Genomic DNA, 16033 nt, shown 5'->3' with positions numbered 1-16033 from the left:
AACCTCTTGCGGGGCTATTTTTGGCTCTATATCAACCGATGGGGGAATTGCTTAGAATCCTGTTTCGTTGTTGACATAGAGCCTTTTGATATTTCTGTGTATAAAAGCGATCAGATAAATAGTATACGGTCTGATCAATATGTTCGAAGATGGATTACGCCTGCTGCTCTTTATACTGCTTTAAAGCTTTTGCAAGCTGGTCTGGACATGAAGTTGGGCGGCCGTTGCAGCTTACGCCTTCGACTCTTTTGATCACTTCGTCGATATCCATGCCCTCAACAAGAAGGCCGATACCCTTTAAGTTGCCGTTGCATCCGCCAACGAAGCTTACGTTTTTGAGTTTGTTGTTCTCTACGTCAAAATGGATTTCTCTGGAGCAGGTGCCCTGTGTCTTGTATACCATATAAAAACCTCCGTTTGTAAAAGTCTGGCCGTATGGCCGAATTGAAAGTATCCTTATTATACTCACAGCAGAGAATCATTGTCAAGAGAAGCACTGAAGTCCATTTTGTTGGAGATTCTGCCCGTACTATTCGCGGGACGGAAATTCGTTAAATGAACAATCCGCATCATACAGCTGCGGATGCGGATTTTGCCGATCCCTGATTCGGTGTATCGGAAAATTCCCGTTGCAGTGTGAAGGCAGGGTGTATCAGAGACTTATATTAGTTCGCCAAAGATAACGATGAAAAGGAACTTTATTTGACCTGCGCCCCATTATCCCGTATAATGAAAACGATAAAGATGGTGAGAATCTGTCTGAAACTCAGACAGGATCGATATTTTGGTAAAATAATGTTATAACACGGAGGAATTCAAATGCTTGGTATTATCGGAGCAATGGAAGTAGAAGTTGAGAAACTTCGCGCAAAAATGACAGAGACAGAAATGAAGACAGTGGCCGGAATGAACTTTTGCAAGGGAAAACTGGAAGGCAAGGACGTTGTCATCGTTCGTTCCGGTATCGGTAAGGTAAACGCTGGTATCTGCAGTCAGATCCTTGTAGATCTCTATCAGGTTGATGGGATCGTGAATACAGGAATCGCGGGATCCCTGAGAAATGAGATCAACATCGGGGATCTCGTTCTCTCCACAGTGGCAGTACAGCATGATGTGGACGCAGGCGGATTCGGATATCCGGCTGGAGAGATCCCACAGCTCGGTGTAAAGGAATTTCCGGCTGATGAGAGACTTTTAACTCTTGCGGAAGAGGCGTGCAAAGAGGCAAACCCGGACATCAGCACCTTCAAAGGACGCGTTGCCAGCGGTGACCAGTTTATTGACAGTAAGGAAAAGAAAAAATGGATCCGTGACACATTTGACGCGTACTGCGCAGAGATGGAAGGCGCAGCTGTTGCACAGGCGGCATACTTAAATAAGATTCCGTACCTGATCGTCCGCGCGATCTCTGATAAAGCAGATGACAGTGCCCATATGGATTACGGTGAGTTCGAGGCAAAGGCGGTTGAACATTCTGTAAATCTCATGCTTGCTTTAGTAAAAAGACTTTGATCTTGTCATTACCTTAAGAACTCGTTTCCTGTCCACATTTGACGAACGATTCTTCCGTTCTCAATCTTCTCAAAATCATTCTAGCCCGCTATAATTAGTGGCATCATCTGGAATGATCCGGACGGAGAAAGGGGAACTGATTATGCTGGAATTTTTACAGACAGGGAGAATGCTCTATGTTCTGGCGGCAATCTGTGCGCTCGGGACACTCAGCAAGCTCGCAACAGGAAGCCTCTACAAAAGATTGATCAAAGAAACCGGAAATATGGCGCTGACGAAAGATAAGAACTTAAAGACGCTGAAACAGCGCATGGAAAATGTGTTCCTTATCAACCACGGGATCCGAAATGTAAACGCATACATAGAAAAACAGCTCTACGGATTCCGATTCCTCCATGTAAGTCTCGATGGCTGGGACAAACTGTCCGTGCAGGCGATGATCCTCTGCTTTATGGTCGGAGGAGTAACGGCATTTGGCGCATACTGGTACCGATGTGACAATTCCTATATCGTATTATATGGTGCGGCAGGCGTCTTTAGCGGATTGTTTCTTGCATTTGTGGACAATTGGATCGGGACGGGAATGAAACGGAAACAGCTTGCGGATCATTTGGTGGATTATGTGGAAAACTCACCGCATTTCTATAAAAGTGTGGATAACATCGTTTATGCCGGACAGGAGCGGAAAAAGGCGGTGGGAGCTTCTCCGGCTGGAGATTTTTCCGGCAGTGGTACAGGCTATGGGAGAACTCAGGAAAGTGTGAGAAATGGCAGAGGAAATGGACGTTTTTCTGTTCTCAGAAGGAAAAAAGACGCACAGATTTCTGATGAAAGCGATGAAACAGAGAATCTGGAAAATGAAAACATTACAAGAACCGGGGATGCCGTGAAGCTGTCGCAGCTGGACGGAAAAACATCTGTGTCTGAAGGGAATGGAACCGGTCCGGCCGTAAATGGAAATAGTATCGGCAGTTTATCAAAAAAGCCAACAGGAAAAACCGACTATAATAGAAGTACGGGCCAGAATGCCCGGGATGCCGGCTCAAAAAGCATGGGGACGGGTGGAAAAGTATTGACGAGTGAGACGGAACTTGCCCAGAGCATCAACCACCTGAGCGAAAGCCTGAGACAGATCGCCGCAAGTCGGGAACAGCCGGGAGAAAGTCAGAAAATGCCGGATGATCTTGAGCTGATACGGAACTCGATCCCGGCGGAAGAAATGGCGCTGCTGAAAACATTATTTAACACACTGATTTAGTATGCGAAGCATTGTCAAAGGTTTCACGAAGTGGTATAATAACGGACAGAGATTGTGAATCTCACACAAGAAAAGGAGACAGGGTTATGGGTAAAGAAATCGTATTTGATTATTCCAAGACAGCCGGATTTATCAGTGAAGAGGAAATGAAAAACATGAAGAGCATCGTTATGGGTGCAAAAGATGTCCTGACAGCAAAATCCGGTGCAGGCAATGATTATCTTGGATGGATCGACCTCCCGGTTGATTATGATAAAGAGGAGTTTGCAAGGATCAAGAAAGCGGCAGAGAAGATTCAGAACGATTCAGATGTACTTCTTGTGATCGGTATCGGCGGATCTTATCTCGGTGCCCGCGCTGCGATCGAATTCTTATCCCACAGCTTCTACAATGTGCTGCCGAAGGGAAAGAGAAAAACTCCGGAGATCTATTTCGTAGGAAACAGCATCAGCAGCAAATACATTCATGATCTTCAGGATGTACTGGAAGGAAAAGATTTCTCCATTAATATTATATCCAAGTCCGGCACGACAACAGAACCGGCGATCGCATTCCGCGTATTCAAGGAAATGCTGATCAGCAAGTATGGTAAGGAAGAGGCCAACAAGAGGATCTATGCGACCACAGACAAGGCAAAGGGAGCTTTAAAGAATCTGGCAAACGAAGAGGGATACGAGAGCTTCGTTGTTCCGGATGACGTTGGAGGACGTTTCTCCGTGCTCACAGCCGTAGGTCTTTTACCGATCGCAGTCAGCGGCGCAGATATCGATGCCCTGATGACGGGGGCAGCAGATGCGAGAAAGGTTGCTCTTGAGACAGAATATGAGAAGAACCCGGCTCTTTTATATGCCGCAGTCCGCAATATCCTGTTAAGAAAAGGAAAACAGGTAGAGATCGTAGCAAACTACGAACCGAGCCTTCATTATGTATCTGAGTGGTGGAAACAGCTCTTCGGCGAGAGCGAAGGAAAAGACCAGAGAGGTATCTTCCCGGCAGCCGTAGATCTGACAACAGACCTTCACTCTATGGGGCAGTTCATCCAGGATGGTGCCCGCATCATGTTTGAGACAGTTCTGAACGTGGAAGAATCCCCGGCGGAGATTGTTCTCCAGAAAGAGGACGTCGATACAGACGGCATGAATTATCTGGCAGGAAAGACCGTTGATTTTGTAAATAAGAGTGCCATGAACGGAACACTCCTTGCGCATACAGACGGCAGTGTGCCGAACCTTATGGTAAAGATCCCGGCGCAGGATGCTTACAGCCTTGGTCAGCTGTTCTACTTCTTCGAGTTCGCATGCGGCGTCAGCGGCTACATTCTCGGAGTCAACCCGTTCAACCAGCCGGGTGTTGAGAGCTATAAGAAGAACATGTTCGCGCTGCTCGGAAAACCGGGTTATGAGGAGGCAAGAGAGGCGCTTCTCAAGAGATTATAATAAAGAAATATAATATTAGACGTATTCGGCAAAATGTTGCCGGATAGGATGAGAAACGATAAAATAAAAACGGCTGATCTCCATGTGTCAGGGCAGAAATGACACAACGGGCAGATCAGTCGTTTTTTGATCACTCCTCGATCACCTGAAACTCCAGATAATCAAAGTCGATGGATTCGATAAAACTGTCTTTCGTAAACCGCGTCTTATCATGCAGCTGAAAATCGCGGATATTGGAATCGAGCCAGATCGGCTGGCTTAAGTCGAATTCGTGACAGATCTCATCCAGAGCCTGAAATACCATGGCGGTTCTCGACATGGAATAGTCGTTGTTGCAGGACACCATATCTTTGATCAGATGATTATCTTTCCATATTTTTCCCCAGATTTGGAACATAAAACAGTCCTCCATTCTTTTTCGTTCACGGTCATGATTTGAAAAACAGTATAACGGATTTTTTTTAGAAAGTAAAGCCACGTGAACAGCGGTTGTGAATTTTTGAAATTGCAAAAGTCCATTTTTGCATCGCACAGGGCGGACATGCGAATTTTACTGAAAATGCCTTGTATCGCCTGAAAAATTGTAGTAATCTATACCTATATGGACATTTGATGACATACTTGAACCAAAGCCAGGAGGACAAAAGATGGGACAGCCAATTACAGATCATGCTGCCTTTTTTGCCAGTGCAGGACAGGCAGTTGAGGAACTGGAAGCTCTGAATACAGAGGTGGAGCAGCTCGAAGCGGATGAGAAGAAGTTAGAGAGTTCCCTCAAGGGAAAACAGCGTTCTGTTACAGAAACCATCAGCCAGACGGTGAAGCAGCGGAAAGAGGAGATCACAAAAAGCTACGATGCGGAGCTCGGGAAGGCGCAGGATCGCCTGAAAAAAGTAAGAGCGAAGCGTGAAAAAGCGAAAAACCAGGGTGTCAAAGAGCGGATCGAGGAAGATACCAGGGGGCTTGTGCGGGAGAATAAAGAACTTGCGGACCAGATGAAAACTTTGTTTAAAGCAAACCATGTTCCGGGATTCTGCCGTGGAAGTTACTATTACGCGCTCTATTTTACGAGAACATTTAAGGATTTTCTGGCACTTCTCATGACGATCATGATCTGCTTCCTCGCGATCCCGTGCGGAGCATATTTCCTGATCCCGGAGAGACGGACTATGTATCTCGTGGGAATCTATGTTGCGGCGATCCTGATCTTTGGCGGGATCTATGTAACGATCGGAAACATGACCAAGGTGCGCTATATGGAAGTGCTGAAAGAAGGACTTGGGATCCGGGCGAAGATCCGCACGAATAAAAAAGAGATGAAGGTCATCGCGAAAACGATCCGACGGGATAAGAACGAGACGGTCTACAATCTCCAGAAATTTGACGATGAGATCGCCCAGCTCGATCAGGACGCGGCGGAGATCAACCGGAAAAAGAAGGAAGCACTTACGACCTTCGATACTGTGACACGGACGATCATCTCTGATGAGATCACGGCAAACAACAAAGAGGAGATCAACCGGATGGAGGACGAGCTTTCTTCTCTGTCAGAAAAGCTCCGCGGTACGCGGACGGCTGCGAAGGAAAAAGCATTGTTCATTACGGATCACTACGAGGTTTATATAGGAAAAGAATATATGACGCCGGAGAAACTCGCGGCGCTTGCGGATATCGTGAGAAGCGGTGCGGCATCCAATATCAGTGATGCGATCTCGGTCTATAAGAGTCAGGGAGATACGGCGAAATAACAGCTGATGCACTGGCCGCAATAAAATATGGTCAGGAAATACTGAGCAGTTACAAAAAGGACAGAATTACAGGGAAATGGACAAAAGATGAAAAAGTATGGAATAAAACTTGCGCTTGCTGCCGCTGTATTTTGCATGGCGATGCCGTTCGCATCGTTTGCCGGGACATGGAAATCGGATGCAAACGGAATGTGGTATCAGTTTGACGATGGAACATATCCCAAGGGAAGATGGGCATGGATCGATACCGATAATGATGGAATGGCGGAGAGCTTTTACTTTGACTCCAACGGATATGTTCTTAGAAATACCACCACACCGGATGGTTACCAGGTAAACAGGATCGGTGCCTGGGTCGTTGGAGGCGAGGTAAAGCAGAAAGCCGGCGGCGAGACAAAGAACAGTACGTCAGGGAACGGCAGCAGTTCAGAAAATCAGAAGAATTCTAACAATAGCTACAGTAATGACCCGGAATGGTATTTGAAAGCAGATGGATTAAGCGAAATAGACATAGCGCAGTATCGTTATTACGAAAAATACTTTATTCTGGGCGCTCATAGTACAGATCTGGAGACAAAAGTAAAAGAACAGGTTGAACGGATCTCAACAAATCCCAATGATGCCACGGCATCCATGGAGATGGTCAGTGTAGAGATTCCTGTCTGGAGATTGAAGAATAATCAGAAAGTTGCCGGAACCGCCCATGTACAGGTTTTGAGTTCTATTGCAAACGACGTAAAAGAGATTTTTACAGAAATCTATAATGGACCGGAGAAGTTCCCGATTGAGAGTGTCGGTGGATATAACTGGAGAAGCAACGGTGTGAAAAGTAAACATAGCTTTGGGCTGGCCATTGATATCAATCCGGACGCGAATCCGCAGATCGATACAGACGGTACGACTGTACTTGTCGGAAAAAAGTGGGAGCCGGGCGTAAATCCGTATTCTATTGGTCGTGACAGTGATGTTGTGAAAGCATTTGGAAAACATGGATGGAGATGGGGGATCGGAGCCAGCAGAGCAGATATGATGCATTTTGAGTATTAAATTAAATATGGGATGTTATGAAGGATCGGGTATCTGAGATACCTGGTCCTTTTTTGACATGTATAAATTGCTTGAATCCCGCCTATAATGTCTCATAGAAACCAACCAGGAAACGGAGTGTTCACGATGAGATTCGGGAGGCGGAAGATCACTTATTATGATACGGAAGCGGGATTTGAGGCGGAGAAATTTGCAGCGAGACTTCTGCTTCTTCTGATGAATGAGATGCGGGCATCCGGGCGCCGCAGGATCGTATTTTTATGCATCGGGACAGACCGGTCCACGGGGGACAGTCTGGGACCGCTCATCGGCTCAAAGCTGGCGGCGGAGATGACCGGCGATGTGACGGTGATCGGGACACTGGAACATCCGGTCCATGCGGTGAACCTTGACCGGACGATCGAGGAGATGGAAGAACATTACCCGGATGCGATCATTGTAGCTGTGGATGCCGCCGTGGGCCGTTGGGATCATGTGGGGCTTGTGACGCTGGAAAAAGGGCCGCTGCGCCCGGGACTCGGCGTGCGAAAGGAACTTACCGCCGTTGGCGACATTTCCATCACCGGGATCGTCGGCGGGGCGGAGAGCGGAGACCCATTATTTTTACAGAGCATACGCCTGTCCCAGGTCATGCGGCTTGCGGACTGCATCAGCCGCAGCATCTGCCTTGGATTGCGGATCATCGGGAGACGTGTCGAAAACTTTTCCGGTCAGACTGTGCCGTTTTGACATGTTTTGCAGATCTCCCATGCTATACTTCGGAAAGAATTCGACGAAGCGCGTTTACGTGGTTCGCGTAAATAAAGAGGCGGCCGGCCTCTGTCTGGACATGCCGGCTGCCTGAAGATAGAACGAGGTGGCAGCATGGGAGAATTATACAATCCGTTTCCGAAACTTCCGAAAAATATCCGCCAGATCGGTGATACGGACCAGGTGGTCCGGCTGTATGTGGAGGACTATGTAAATACATATTTGAAACGCCTGTATCCGGCAGGAAATCAGACGCTGCGTGTGGGACTTTTGCTGGGAAATACGGAAAACTATGACGGGACTCCGTATATCTTTATCGATGGCGCCATCGAGATGGAGGACGTGGAAGTATCCGGGGAGAAGGTGGAATTTTCCGAAAATGCCTGGAAAAAGGCGTATCGTGGGATCGAGGAGTCGTTTCCGAAGCGGACCGTTCAGGGATGGTTTATCTGCGGCACTCCGTCGAGCCAGCTGAGTCCCCTGAATTACTGGAAACTGCACAACCAGTACTTTAACGGGAAAAACAAGCTGATGTATTTAAATCATGGCCTGGAAGGTGAGGAAGCAGTCTATATCACTTCGGAGGACGGCTTTTACCGGCTGAAAGGACATTGCATCTATTACGAGAGAAATCAGATGATGCAGGATTACATGGTGACCAGGAAAGACGTGCGCCGGGTGGAATCCGGCTCGCATGAGAAGGTCATCAAGGATTTCCGGCAGCGGATGACGGTCAGGAAAGAACAGGCGGATGCAGGGCGGCATATGTCCGGGATCCTGGGGACGGCGTGCGGAGTCCTCACGGTGGCGGTCCTGGCAGGAGGTGTTGTGCTCGTCAACAATTATCACAAGATGCGGCAGATGGAGACGGTGCTGACTTCCGTGGTGCCTGCCGGGACGGCAAACTGGAGCGATTATCTGGACAAGCTGAATCAGGAACCGGATTTTGTCATTGAAGAGCGGCCGGGAAATGTATTTCCGACGGATGAGAGCAGGGAGACCGGGGAAAGTTACGCGGCGGAGACGATGGAAGCGACGGAGGCAGGCACGAACAGCAAATCTTCAGAAGTATCAGAGAGTACAGGAAATCCGGAGACAACCGGCGTGTTGGGGCAATCCGCTGCTTCAAGCCAGCCAGACAATCCAGATACAGCTGCTTCAACAGGAAAGCCCGGCACTGACGGGACCGAGACTGCTGCAGCGTCCGGAGCCGTGGAGGAAGCAGTTCCACCCACCAGTGCTGAAGCTCCGACCTCGCCACGTGTCGGTATGGGAAAAGAGGAAGGACAGGGCGACGCATCCGGTCAGGGAAAAGAGCCGGTGGACTACGCCGCCGCGGTCGCGAACGGCTATCGGATCTATGAAATCGGTGACGGTGAGACGTTATATGGGATCTGCTGGAAAGAGTACGGAAATTTAAAGCGGTTGTCCGAAATCTGCGCGCTCAATCACCTGGACGATGTGAACCATATCGTAGCGGGGCAGAAGCTGGTCCTGCCATAGAAAACAGGTATTTCCGCCTGCCGGAATGAACTGGAATAAAAACAAAGAATTTAATGCGCATCTCCTGAAAATGGTGTATACTAATCTATATATGTCCATTTTTCAGGAGATTTTTTATGAGTGATATGCAATCTATGGACAGAGAGAACAAAAAAAGGCAGCTCAGACAAAATATCGTACAGATGCCGGACGCCGGATCGGATGAACCGATGGATGACGAACGGCTTGCCAGATATAAAAAGAAAAAGCGGATCATCGCAGTTGCAGCCGCATGTTTCCTTGCAGCATTGGGATTTACCGGATACAGATATATGAATGAGTATGAATATACCAGCTACAGTGTTCAGTGGGAGCGCTCCATGCGGTATACTGATACGTCCAACGCGGATAAGGAAACACAGGCGCCGGAAACAAGTGCGGCGGCCGATGAGGGAACAGATGGGACCGATGAGACCGCTGCGGCAGAAAGCGCTGCCGGTACGGACACCGGAAACTCCGACTCTGCGGCAACTTCCGCGGCCGAAGTCTCAAAGACAGTCAGTGACAGCAGTTTTATCCGATTTGCCGTGTTCGGTGACAATATGATCAAGTACACAAAAGACGGTGCTTCCTACATTGACGCCTCCGGCAAGACGATCTGGACACAGAGCTATGAGATGAAGACCCCGATCATCAATATCAACGGGGATTATGCCGTGATCGCGGATCAGCAGGGAAATGAGATGTACATCTGCAACAAAGAGGGATGTACCGGAACCGCGAAGACACAGCTCCCGATCACGAAAGCGGCGGTATCGGCCCGCGGCGTTGCGGCGGCCGTAGTCGAGGACAGCACGGCGAGCTACATATTCTACTTCAAGAAGGACGGCGAGTCGCTCGGGATCAACATCAAGATGCTCCTTTCCGGTGACGGTTATCCGGTGGACATTGCACTTTCCCCCGACGGAAAACAGATCGTCATGTCCATCATGTACATGAAAAACGGCGCGTTAAAGAACAAGGTAGCGTTCTACGATTTCTCTGAGATCGGAAAGAATGTCAACAACCGTTTTATCGCCGCGTTTGAGGAAGAATTTGATGATAAGATGGTGGGGCGCGTCCGATACTTAAATGACCAGACCGTCTGCGCCTTTTCCGATAAAGGACTGACCTTTATCTCTGTAAAAAATGTGATACCGGACACAAATGTGATCTATGTTCCGGTAGAAGAGGAGATCCGAAGTATCTGCTACTCGGATAAATACGCGGCTGTCATTGTTGACAGCACATCCGGAAGTCCGTACCGGCTTGATGTATACAACACGGATGGAAAGAAAGTTACAAGCATTGATTTCGACTACGCCTACACGGGCGCTCTCATTGACGGGGACAGGCTTATCCTGTATAATGAGGAATCATGCAGGGTCTACAACCTGGACGGGCACGAAAAGTTTAACGGACAGTTCGATTATTCCGTATCGCTCGTCAGGGCTGGAAAAAATCGTACCAATTCTCTGATCACCGCAGGCAGCGAGGTGATGAAAGAGATTAATTTAAGGTAAATGGAACTGTGAAACTTCAACAGTTCCCAACACTTATGGATTATCAGGAGGAATGAAACAATGAACACAATCGACAATCTGGCGATCAATTCCATCAGAATTTTATCCGCAGATGCGATCCAGAAGGCAAATTCCGGACATCCGGGACTTCCACTTGGCAGCGCACCGGCTGCTTATGAGCTCTGGGCACACCACATGAACCACAATCCGGCAAACCCGGAGTGGGCGAACCGTGACCGTTTTATCTTATCCGGCGGTCATGGCTCCATGCTGTTATATTCCCTGCTTCATCTGTTCGGCTATGGTCTGACAAAGGAAGATTTAATGAACTTCCGTCAGGTTGGTTCCCTGACTCCGGGACATCCGGAATACGGTCACACCGTAGGCGTTGAGGCGACAACAGGACCGCTCGGCGCAGGTATGGGAATGGCAGTTGGTATGGCGATGGCTGAGAAACATCTGGCAGCTGTATTCAACAAGGAAAACTATCCGGTTGTCGATCACTTCACATATGTACTCGGCGGAGACGGATGCATGATGGAGGGAATCTCCTCTGAAGCATTCTCCCTTGCAGGTACACTTGGACTTGGAAAACTCATCGTTCTCTACGACTCCAACCGTATTTCCATCGAAGGAAGCACGGACATCGCATTCCGCGAGAACGTAGAAGAGCGCATGAAAGCATTCGGATTCCAGACGATCACAGTCGAAGACGGAACAGATATCGATGCGATCGGCGCTGCGATCGAAGTTGCAAAGGCTGATACGGAGCATCCGTCCTTCATCACGATCAAGACAGAGATCGGCTTCGGCTGCCCGGCAAAACAGGGCAAAGCCAGCGCGCACGGCGAGCCGTTAGGCGTTGACAATATCAAGGCAATGAGAGAGAACCTCGGCTGGAAGTATGAGGAGCCGTTCTTCGTACCGGAAGAGGTTTATGAGCATTATTCCCGCCTTGCAGAGGAAAAAGCAGACACAGAGGCAGAGTGGAACGCAATGTTCGCTGCATACTGTGATGAGTACCCGGAGATGGAGAAGCTCTGGGAGCAGTACCATACAGCTCCGGATGCGAAGGCACTGATCGAGAACGAGGCACTCTGGCTCACAAAAGACAAGGCAGAGGCAACACGTTCCCTGTCCGGCAAGATGATCAACATCTTAAAGGACATCATGCCGAACATGATTGGCGGTTCTGCTGACCTTGCTCCGTCCAACAAGACAGCCATGAAGGATGCGGGCGACTTCTCCGCAGAGAATCCGGCAGGCAGAAACCTTCACTTCGGTGTAAGAGAGCTTGCGATGACAGCGATCGGAAACGGCATCATGCTTCACGGTGGTCTCCGCGCTTACGTTGCGACATTCTTCGTATTCAGTGATTATGTAAAACCGATGGCAAGACTTTCCGCTCTGATGGGAGTTCCGCTGACCTTCGTTCTGACTCACGACAGCATCGGAGTTGGTGAGGACGGACCGACCCACGAGCCGATCGAGCAGCTTGCAATGTTCCGCGCAATGCCGAACTTCCATGTATTCCGTCCGTGTGACGCGACAGAGACATCTGCAGCATGGCTCTCCGCAGCAACATCCAAAAAGACACCGACAGCGCTTGTTCTTTCCAGACAGAATCTCAATCCGATCCCGGGAAGCAGCAAGGAAGCGTTAAAGGGCGGCTATGTCATCGACGACTGCGAAGGAACACCGGATGCGATCCTCATCGCAAGCGGTTCTGAGGTTGATCTTGCGGTCAAGGCAAAAGCAGAGCTTGCAAACGAAGGAAAGAAGATCCGTGTCGTATCCATGCCGTGTATGGATATCTTTGAGGAGCAGAGTGCGGAGTATAAAGAGTCCGTACTTCCGAAAGAGGTCAGAAAGAGAGTTGTCGTTGAGGCACTTTCCGACTTCGGCTGGGGCAAGTATGTCGGTCTCGACGGCGCTTATGTGACAATGAAGTCCTTTGGCGCAAGCGGTCCGGCAGCGAAGCTGTTCGAGAAATTCGGATTTACAGTTGAGAACGTTGTAAATACAGTAAAGACACTGTTCTAAATAACCCGAACGTGACGGTTCAGTCATGCAGCGATCCACATCGGAAGACCGCATGGCTGAACTGACACGGTTTTAAGGGCACGCGGGATCTGAAAACGTGTTTGAAATGGATCCGGCAGATTCAGAAAAAAGGGGAACACACATGAGCTTAAAGTGTATTGGGATCGATATCGGCGGAACAAGCGTGAAGCTTGGTATCTTTGAGGAAGATGGGACTCTTGTAAAAAAATGGGAGGTCCCGACAAGAAAAGAAGAGGACGGAAAGTACATCCTGGGCGATATTGCGGCTTCGATCCGCAGAACAGTGAAGGAGAGCAGACTTGAACTCTCTGATTTTTCCGGCGCGGGAATGGGATTCCCGGGACCGGTTCTTCCGGACGGACACTGCGAAGTGTGTGTAAACCTTGGCTGGAAAGCCGGAAATCCGCAGCAGGAATTAAGCAGACTGCTGGACGGAATGCCTGTAAAGAGCGGTAACGACGCAAACGTGGCGGCTCTCGGTGAGATGTGGCAGGGCGGCGGAAAAGGATATAAGAACCTCGTCATGGTGACGCTCGGAACAGGTGTCGGCGGCGGCATTATCCTGAACGAAAAGATCTGGACCGGCGAGCAGGGCGTTGGCGGCGAGATCGGTCATATCCATGTGATGGAAGGCGAGAAAGAGGCCTGCAACTGCGGCGGCCATGGCTGCCTGGAGCAGGTTGCTTCCGCGACAGGGATCGGGAGAACTGCAAGAAGAATGCTGGCGGCGGACAGCCGTCCATCCAGCCTCAGAAGCTTAAAGAATATCAGCGCGAAGAATGTGCTGGATGCAGCAAAAGCAGGGGATGAGCTTGCGCTCGATTCCCTCAACAAGTCCTGCTATTATCTTGGCTGGGTCCTTGCAACACTGTCCATGGTCCTGGATCCGCAGGCTTATATTATTGGAGGCGGCGTTTCCAAAGCCGGGACATTTCTGACTGACATGATCAAGAAATATCACGATGAATTATCTCCGATGGCGACAAAGAAAGCGGACATCGTCCTTGCAAAGCTTGGAAACGATGCCGGGATCTACGGAGCTGCGAAGCTGATCCTCGGATAAAAGAAGAGAGAGTCCGGTAAAACGGGCTCCCTTTTTACTGCCGGAAAAGGATACGAAGCGTGCCTGATGTGCATAGGCCTTGACTGTATGGGAGATAAAGAAAAATGTCCGCCATAAACGGACATATAAGATCCCTAAACATGAGGAGACCCCGGTCGCGACAACCGGGGCAATTATGAAAAATCTATGTGCAATTTGTCTAGTTAGCGAAGTCGAATGACTTTTTGTTTATGCAATAAGTATAAAAAACAAATATGAATAAATTATGAACGCACTATGAAGTTATTGTAACACATTCTCATTTGTGCGTCTGAGAAAAACGCATAAAGCTCCAGAAAAGGATATAAAGGGAAAACTTGCAAAGGAATGCGACAGAGAAACTTTCTGGGGATATGCGCATGGAATGGAGAGGAGAAGATCAATGGCAGTTGAGGGACTGAAAAAAACACTTGTCCTTGGACACAGAAATCCAGATACGGATTCCATCTGCTCAGCCATCTGCTATGCAGGTTTCAAGCATCAGCTTACCGGCGAGAACTATGAGCCGTGCCGTGCCGGAAATGTAAACCCGGAGACACAGTATGTACTGGATTATTTTAAATTAAAGGCGCCGCGTCTTGTTGAGAACGTAAAGACGCAGGTCAAGGATATCGAGATCCGCAAGACAAAAGGCGTATCCCGAGGAATTTCCTTAAAGAACGCATGGGGACTCATGCAGGAGAACAACGTCGTAACACTTCCGTGTGTGACGGAGGAAGGTCTCCTGGAGGGCGTTATCACTATCGGCGATATCACCAAGTCCTACATGAACTTATATGACAGCAGCATCATTTCCAAAGCGTGCACAAAATATGCGAACATCCTGGATACGCTGGAAGGCAGCATGGTAGTCGGCGACTCCGAAACATATTTTAATCAGGGAAAAGTCCTGATCGCGGCTGCAAACCCGGATCTGATGGAAAACTACATCGAGAAACATGACCTTGTCATCCTCGGAAACCGTTATGAGTCCCAGCTCTGCGCGATCGAGATGGAGGCAGGCTGTATCATCGTTTGTGAGGGCGCGGGCGTTTCCTTAACGATCCGCAAACTGGCACAGGAGCGCGGCTGCGCGGTCATCACGACACCGTATGACACATACACGACCGCCCGTCTGATCAACCAGTCCATGCCGATCAGCTATTTCATGACGAAAGAGAATATCATCGAGTTCTCCGAGGAAGATTATCTCGACGATATCCGCGAGATCATGGCGAGCAAGAGACACCGTGATTTCCCGGTCCTGGATTCTGATGGAAAGTATATCGGTATGATTTCCAGACGTAACCTCTTAGGTGCAAAGGGAAAGAGCATCATCCTTGTGGACCACAATGAGAAGAGTCAGGCGGTAGAAGGTATGGAGAGCGCCGATATCCGTGAGATCATCGACCATCATCGTCTCGGAACAGTTGAGACCATGTCCCCGGTATTCTTCAGAAACCAGCCGTTAGGCTGTACCGCGACCATCATCTATCAGATGTATCAGGAAAATCATATGGAGATCGATAAGACAACTGCAGGACTGTTATGCAGTGCGATTATTTCCGATACATTGTTATTCCGTTCCCCGACCTGTACAGCAGTCGATAAGGCAGCCGGCCTTGCGCTTGCACAGATCGCCGGACTTGACATTGAAAAGTATGCGATCGATATGTTCTCTGCGGGAAGCAACCTGAAAGGAAAGTCTGACGGCGATATCTTCTATCAGGATTTCAAGCGCTTTACGGTAGGAAATTCCGTATTCGGAATTGGACAGATCACATCCTTAAACGCAGTGGAGCTGAAGGATCTGAGATCAAGAATGTCCGTATACACGGAAAAAGAACGAGAGCAGCATGAGATCGACATGATGTTCTTCATGCTCACCAACATCCTGACCGAGTCCACAGACCTGATCTGCACCGGACAGGGCGCGGAGCAGCTGATCACCACAGCGTTCCATGTGGCAGATGAGGATGTGGAAAATGTGAGTGCGCAGACCGGAATCGTGAAGCTGCCGGGCGTTGTTTCCAGAAAGAAACAGCTTGCACCGCAGATCATGATGGCATTGCAGCAGTAAAAGTTGAATAAAG

Annotated in this window: 13 protein-coding genes; 11 read left to right on the top strand and 2 right to left on the bottom strand. The window is 49.0% G+C overall.

The window, feature by feature from the left end:
* Nucleotides 1-154: 154 nt before the first annotated feature.
* A complete protein-coding gene (locus FN001_RS02495) occupies nucleotides 155-403 on the bottom strand; it encodes a TIGR03905 family TSCPD domain-containing protein (protein WP_118297582.1) in 249 nt (82 codons plus the stop codon).
* Nucleotides 404-819: 416 nt separating this feature from the next.
* Here FN001_RS02495 and FN001_RS02490 point away from each other — a divergent pair, with 416 nt between their 5' ends.
* From FN001_RS02490 to FN001_RS02480, 3 genes are all read left to right on the top strand, one after another.
* On the top strand, nucleotides 820-1512 hold the full coding sequence (locus tag FN001_RS02490) for a 5'-methylthioadenosine/adenosylhomocysteine nucleosidase (protein ID WP_142410681.1): 693 nt from the start codon (nucleotides 820-822) through the stop codon (nucleotides 1510-1512).
* A gap of 142 nt (nucleotides 1513-1654) precedes the next feature.
* Nucleotides 1655-2770 (top strand): hypothetical protein, encoded by a 1116-nt coding sequence (locus tag FN001_RS02485; RefSeq protein ID WP_142410680.1) that lies wholly within the window; start codon nucleotides 1655-1657, stop codon nucleotides 2768-2770.
* 86 nt (nucleotides 2771-2856) lie between these two features.
* Nucleotides 2857-4206: a glucose-6-phosphate isomerase gene (locus FN001_RS02480; protein WP_142410679.1), complete on the top strand. Its 1350-nt coding sequence runs from the start codon at nucleotides 2857-2859 to the stop codon at nucleotides 4204-4206.
* Nucleotides 4207-4336: 130 nt separating this feature from the next.
* Here the strand turns inward: FN001_RS02480 and FN001_RS02475 are convergent, their stop codons facing one another.
* Nucleotides 4337-4603 carry a hypothetical protein gene (locus FN001_RS02475; RefSeq protein WP_142410678.1) on the bottom strand — a complete coding sequence of 89 codons (267 nt, stop codon included), beginning with the start codon at nucleotides 4601-4603 and terminating at the stop codon, nucleotides 4337-4339.
* A 250-nt stretch (nucleotides 4604-4853) separates the two neighbouring features.
* Between FN001_RS02475 and FN001_RS02470 the strand changes: the two genes are divergently transcribed.
* The 8 genes from FN001_RS02470 (at nucleotide 4854) to FN001_RS02435 (ending at nucleotide 16020) form a co-directional block, all read left to right on the top strand.
* Nucleotides 4854-5954, top strand: coding sequence for a hypothetical protein (locus tag FN001_RS02470; RefSeq protein WP_142410677.1), 1101 nt, complete (start codon nucleotides 4854-4856; stop codon nucleotides 5952-5954).
* An 87-nt stretch (nucleotides 5955-6041) separates the two neighbouring features.
* A complete protein-coding gene (locus tag FN001_RS02465) occupies nucleotides 6042-7001 on the top strand; it encodes a M15 family metallopeptidase (RefSeq protein ID WP_207663278.1) in 960 nt (319 codons plus the stop codon).
* Between the two features lie 126 nt (nucleotides 7002-7127).
* A complete protein-coding gene (yyaC, locus tag FN001_RS02460; protein WP_118297576.1) occupies nucleotides 7128-7730 on the top strand; it encodes a spore protease YyaC in 603 nt (200 codons plus the stop codon).
* Between the two features lie 135 nt (nucleotides 7731-7865).
* The gene (locus FN001_RS02455) at nucleotides 7866-9254 is read left to right on the top strand and encodes a LysM peptidoglycan-binding domain-containing protein (protein WP_142410676.1); all 1389 of its coding nucleotides are present in this window, start codon (nucleotides 7866-7868) and stop codon (nucleotides 9252-9254) included.
* A gap of 116 nt (nucleotides 9255-9370) precedes the next feature.
* The gene (locus FN001_RS02450; RefSeq protein ID WP_118513648.1) at nucleotides 9371-10795 is read left to right on the top strand and encodes a DUF5711 family protein; all 1425 of its coding nucleotides are present in this window, start codon (nucleotides 9371-9373) and stop codon (nucleotides 10793-10795) included.
* A 60-nt stretch (nucleotides 10796-10855) separates the two neighbouring features.
* The gene (gene tkt / locus FN001_RS02445) at nucleotides 10856-12838 is read left to right on the top strand and encodes a transketolase (RefSeq protein ID WP_118297573.1); all 1983 of its coding nucleotides are present in this window, start codon (nucleotides 10856-10858) and stop codon (nucleotides 12836-12838) included.
* A gap of 142 nt (nucleotides 12839-12980) precedes the next feature.
* The gene (locus FN001_RS02440) at nucleotides 12981-13922 is read left to right on the top strand and encodes an ROK family glucokinase (protein ID WP_142410675.1); all 942 of its coding nucleotides are present in this window, start codon (nucleotides 12981-12983) and stop codon (nucleotides 13920-13922) included.
* Between the two features lie 421 nt (nucleotides 13923-14343).
* A complete protein-coding gene (locus FN001_RS02435) occupies nucleotides 14344-16020 on the top strand; it encodes a putative manganese-dependent inorganic diphosphatase (RefSeq protein ID WP_142410674.1) in 1677 nt (558 codons plus the stop codon).
* The last annotated feature ends 13 nt before the right edge of the window (nucleotides 16021-16033 follow it).

This window comes from Clostridium sp. Marseille-P7770 (genome assembly GCF_902143525.1).
In the GTDB taxonomy this organism is placed as follows: domain Bacteria; phylum Bacillota; class Clostridia; order Lachnospirales; family Lachnospiraceae; genus Pilosibacter.
Note: the sequence above shows the minus strand (reverse complement) of the source record. Positions and strands in the feature narration are given on the sequence as shown.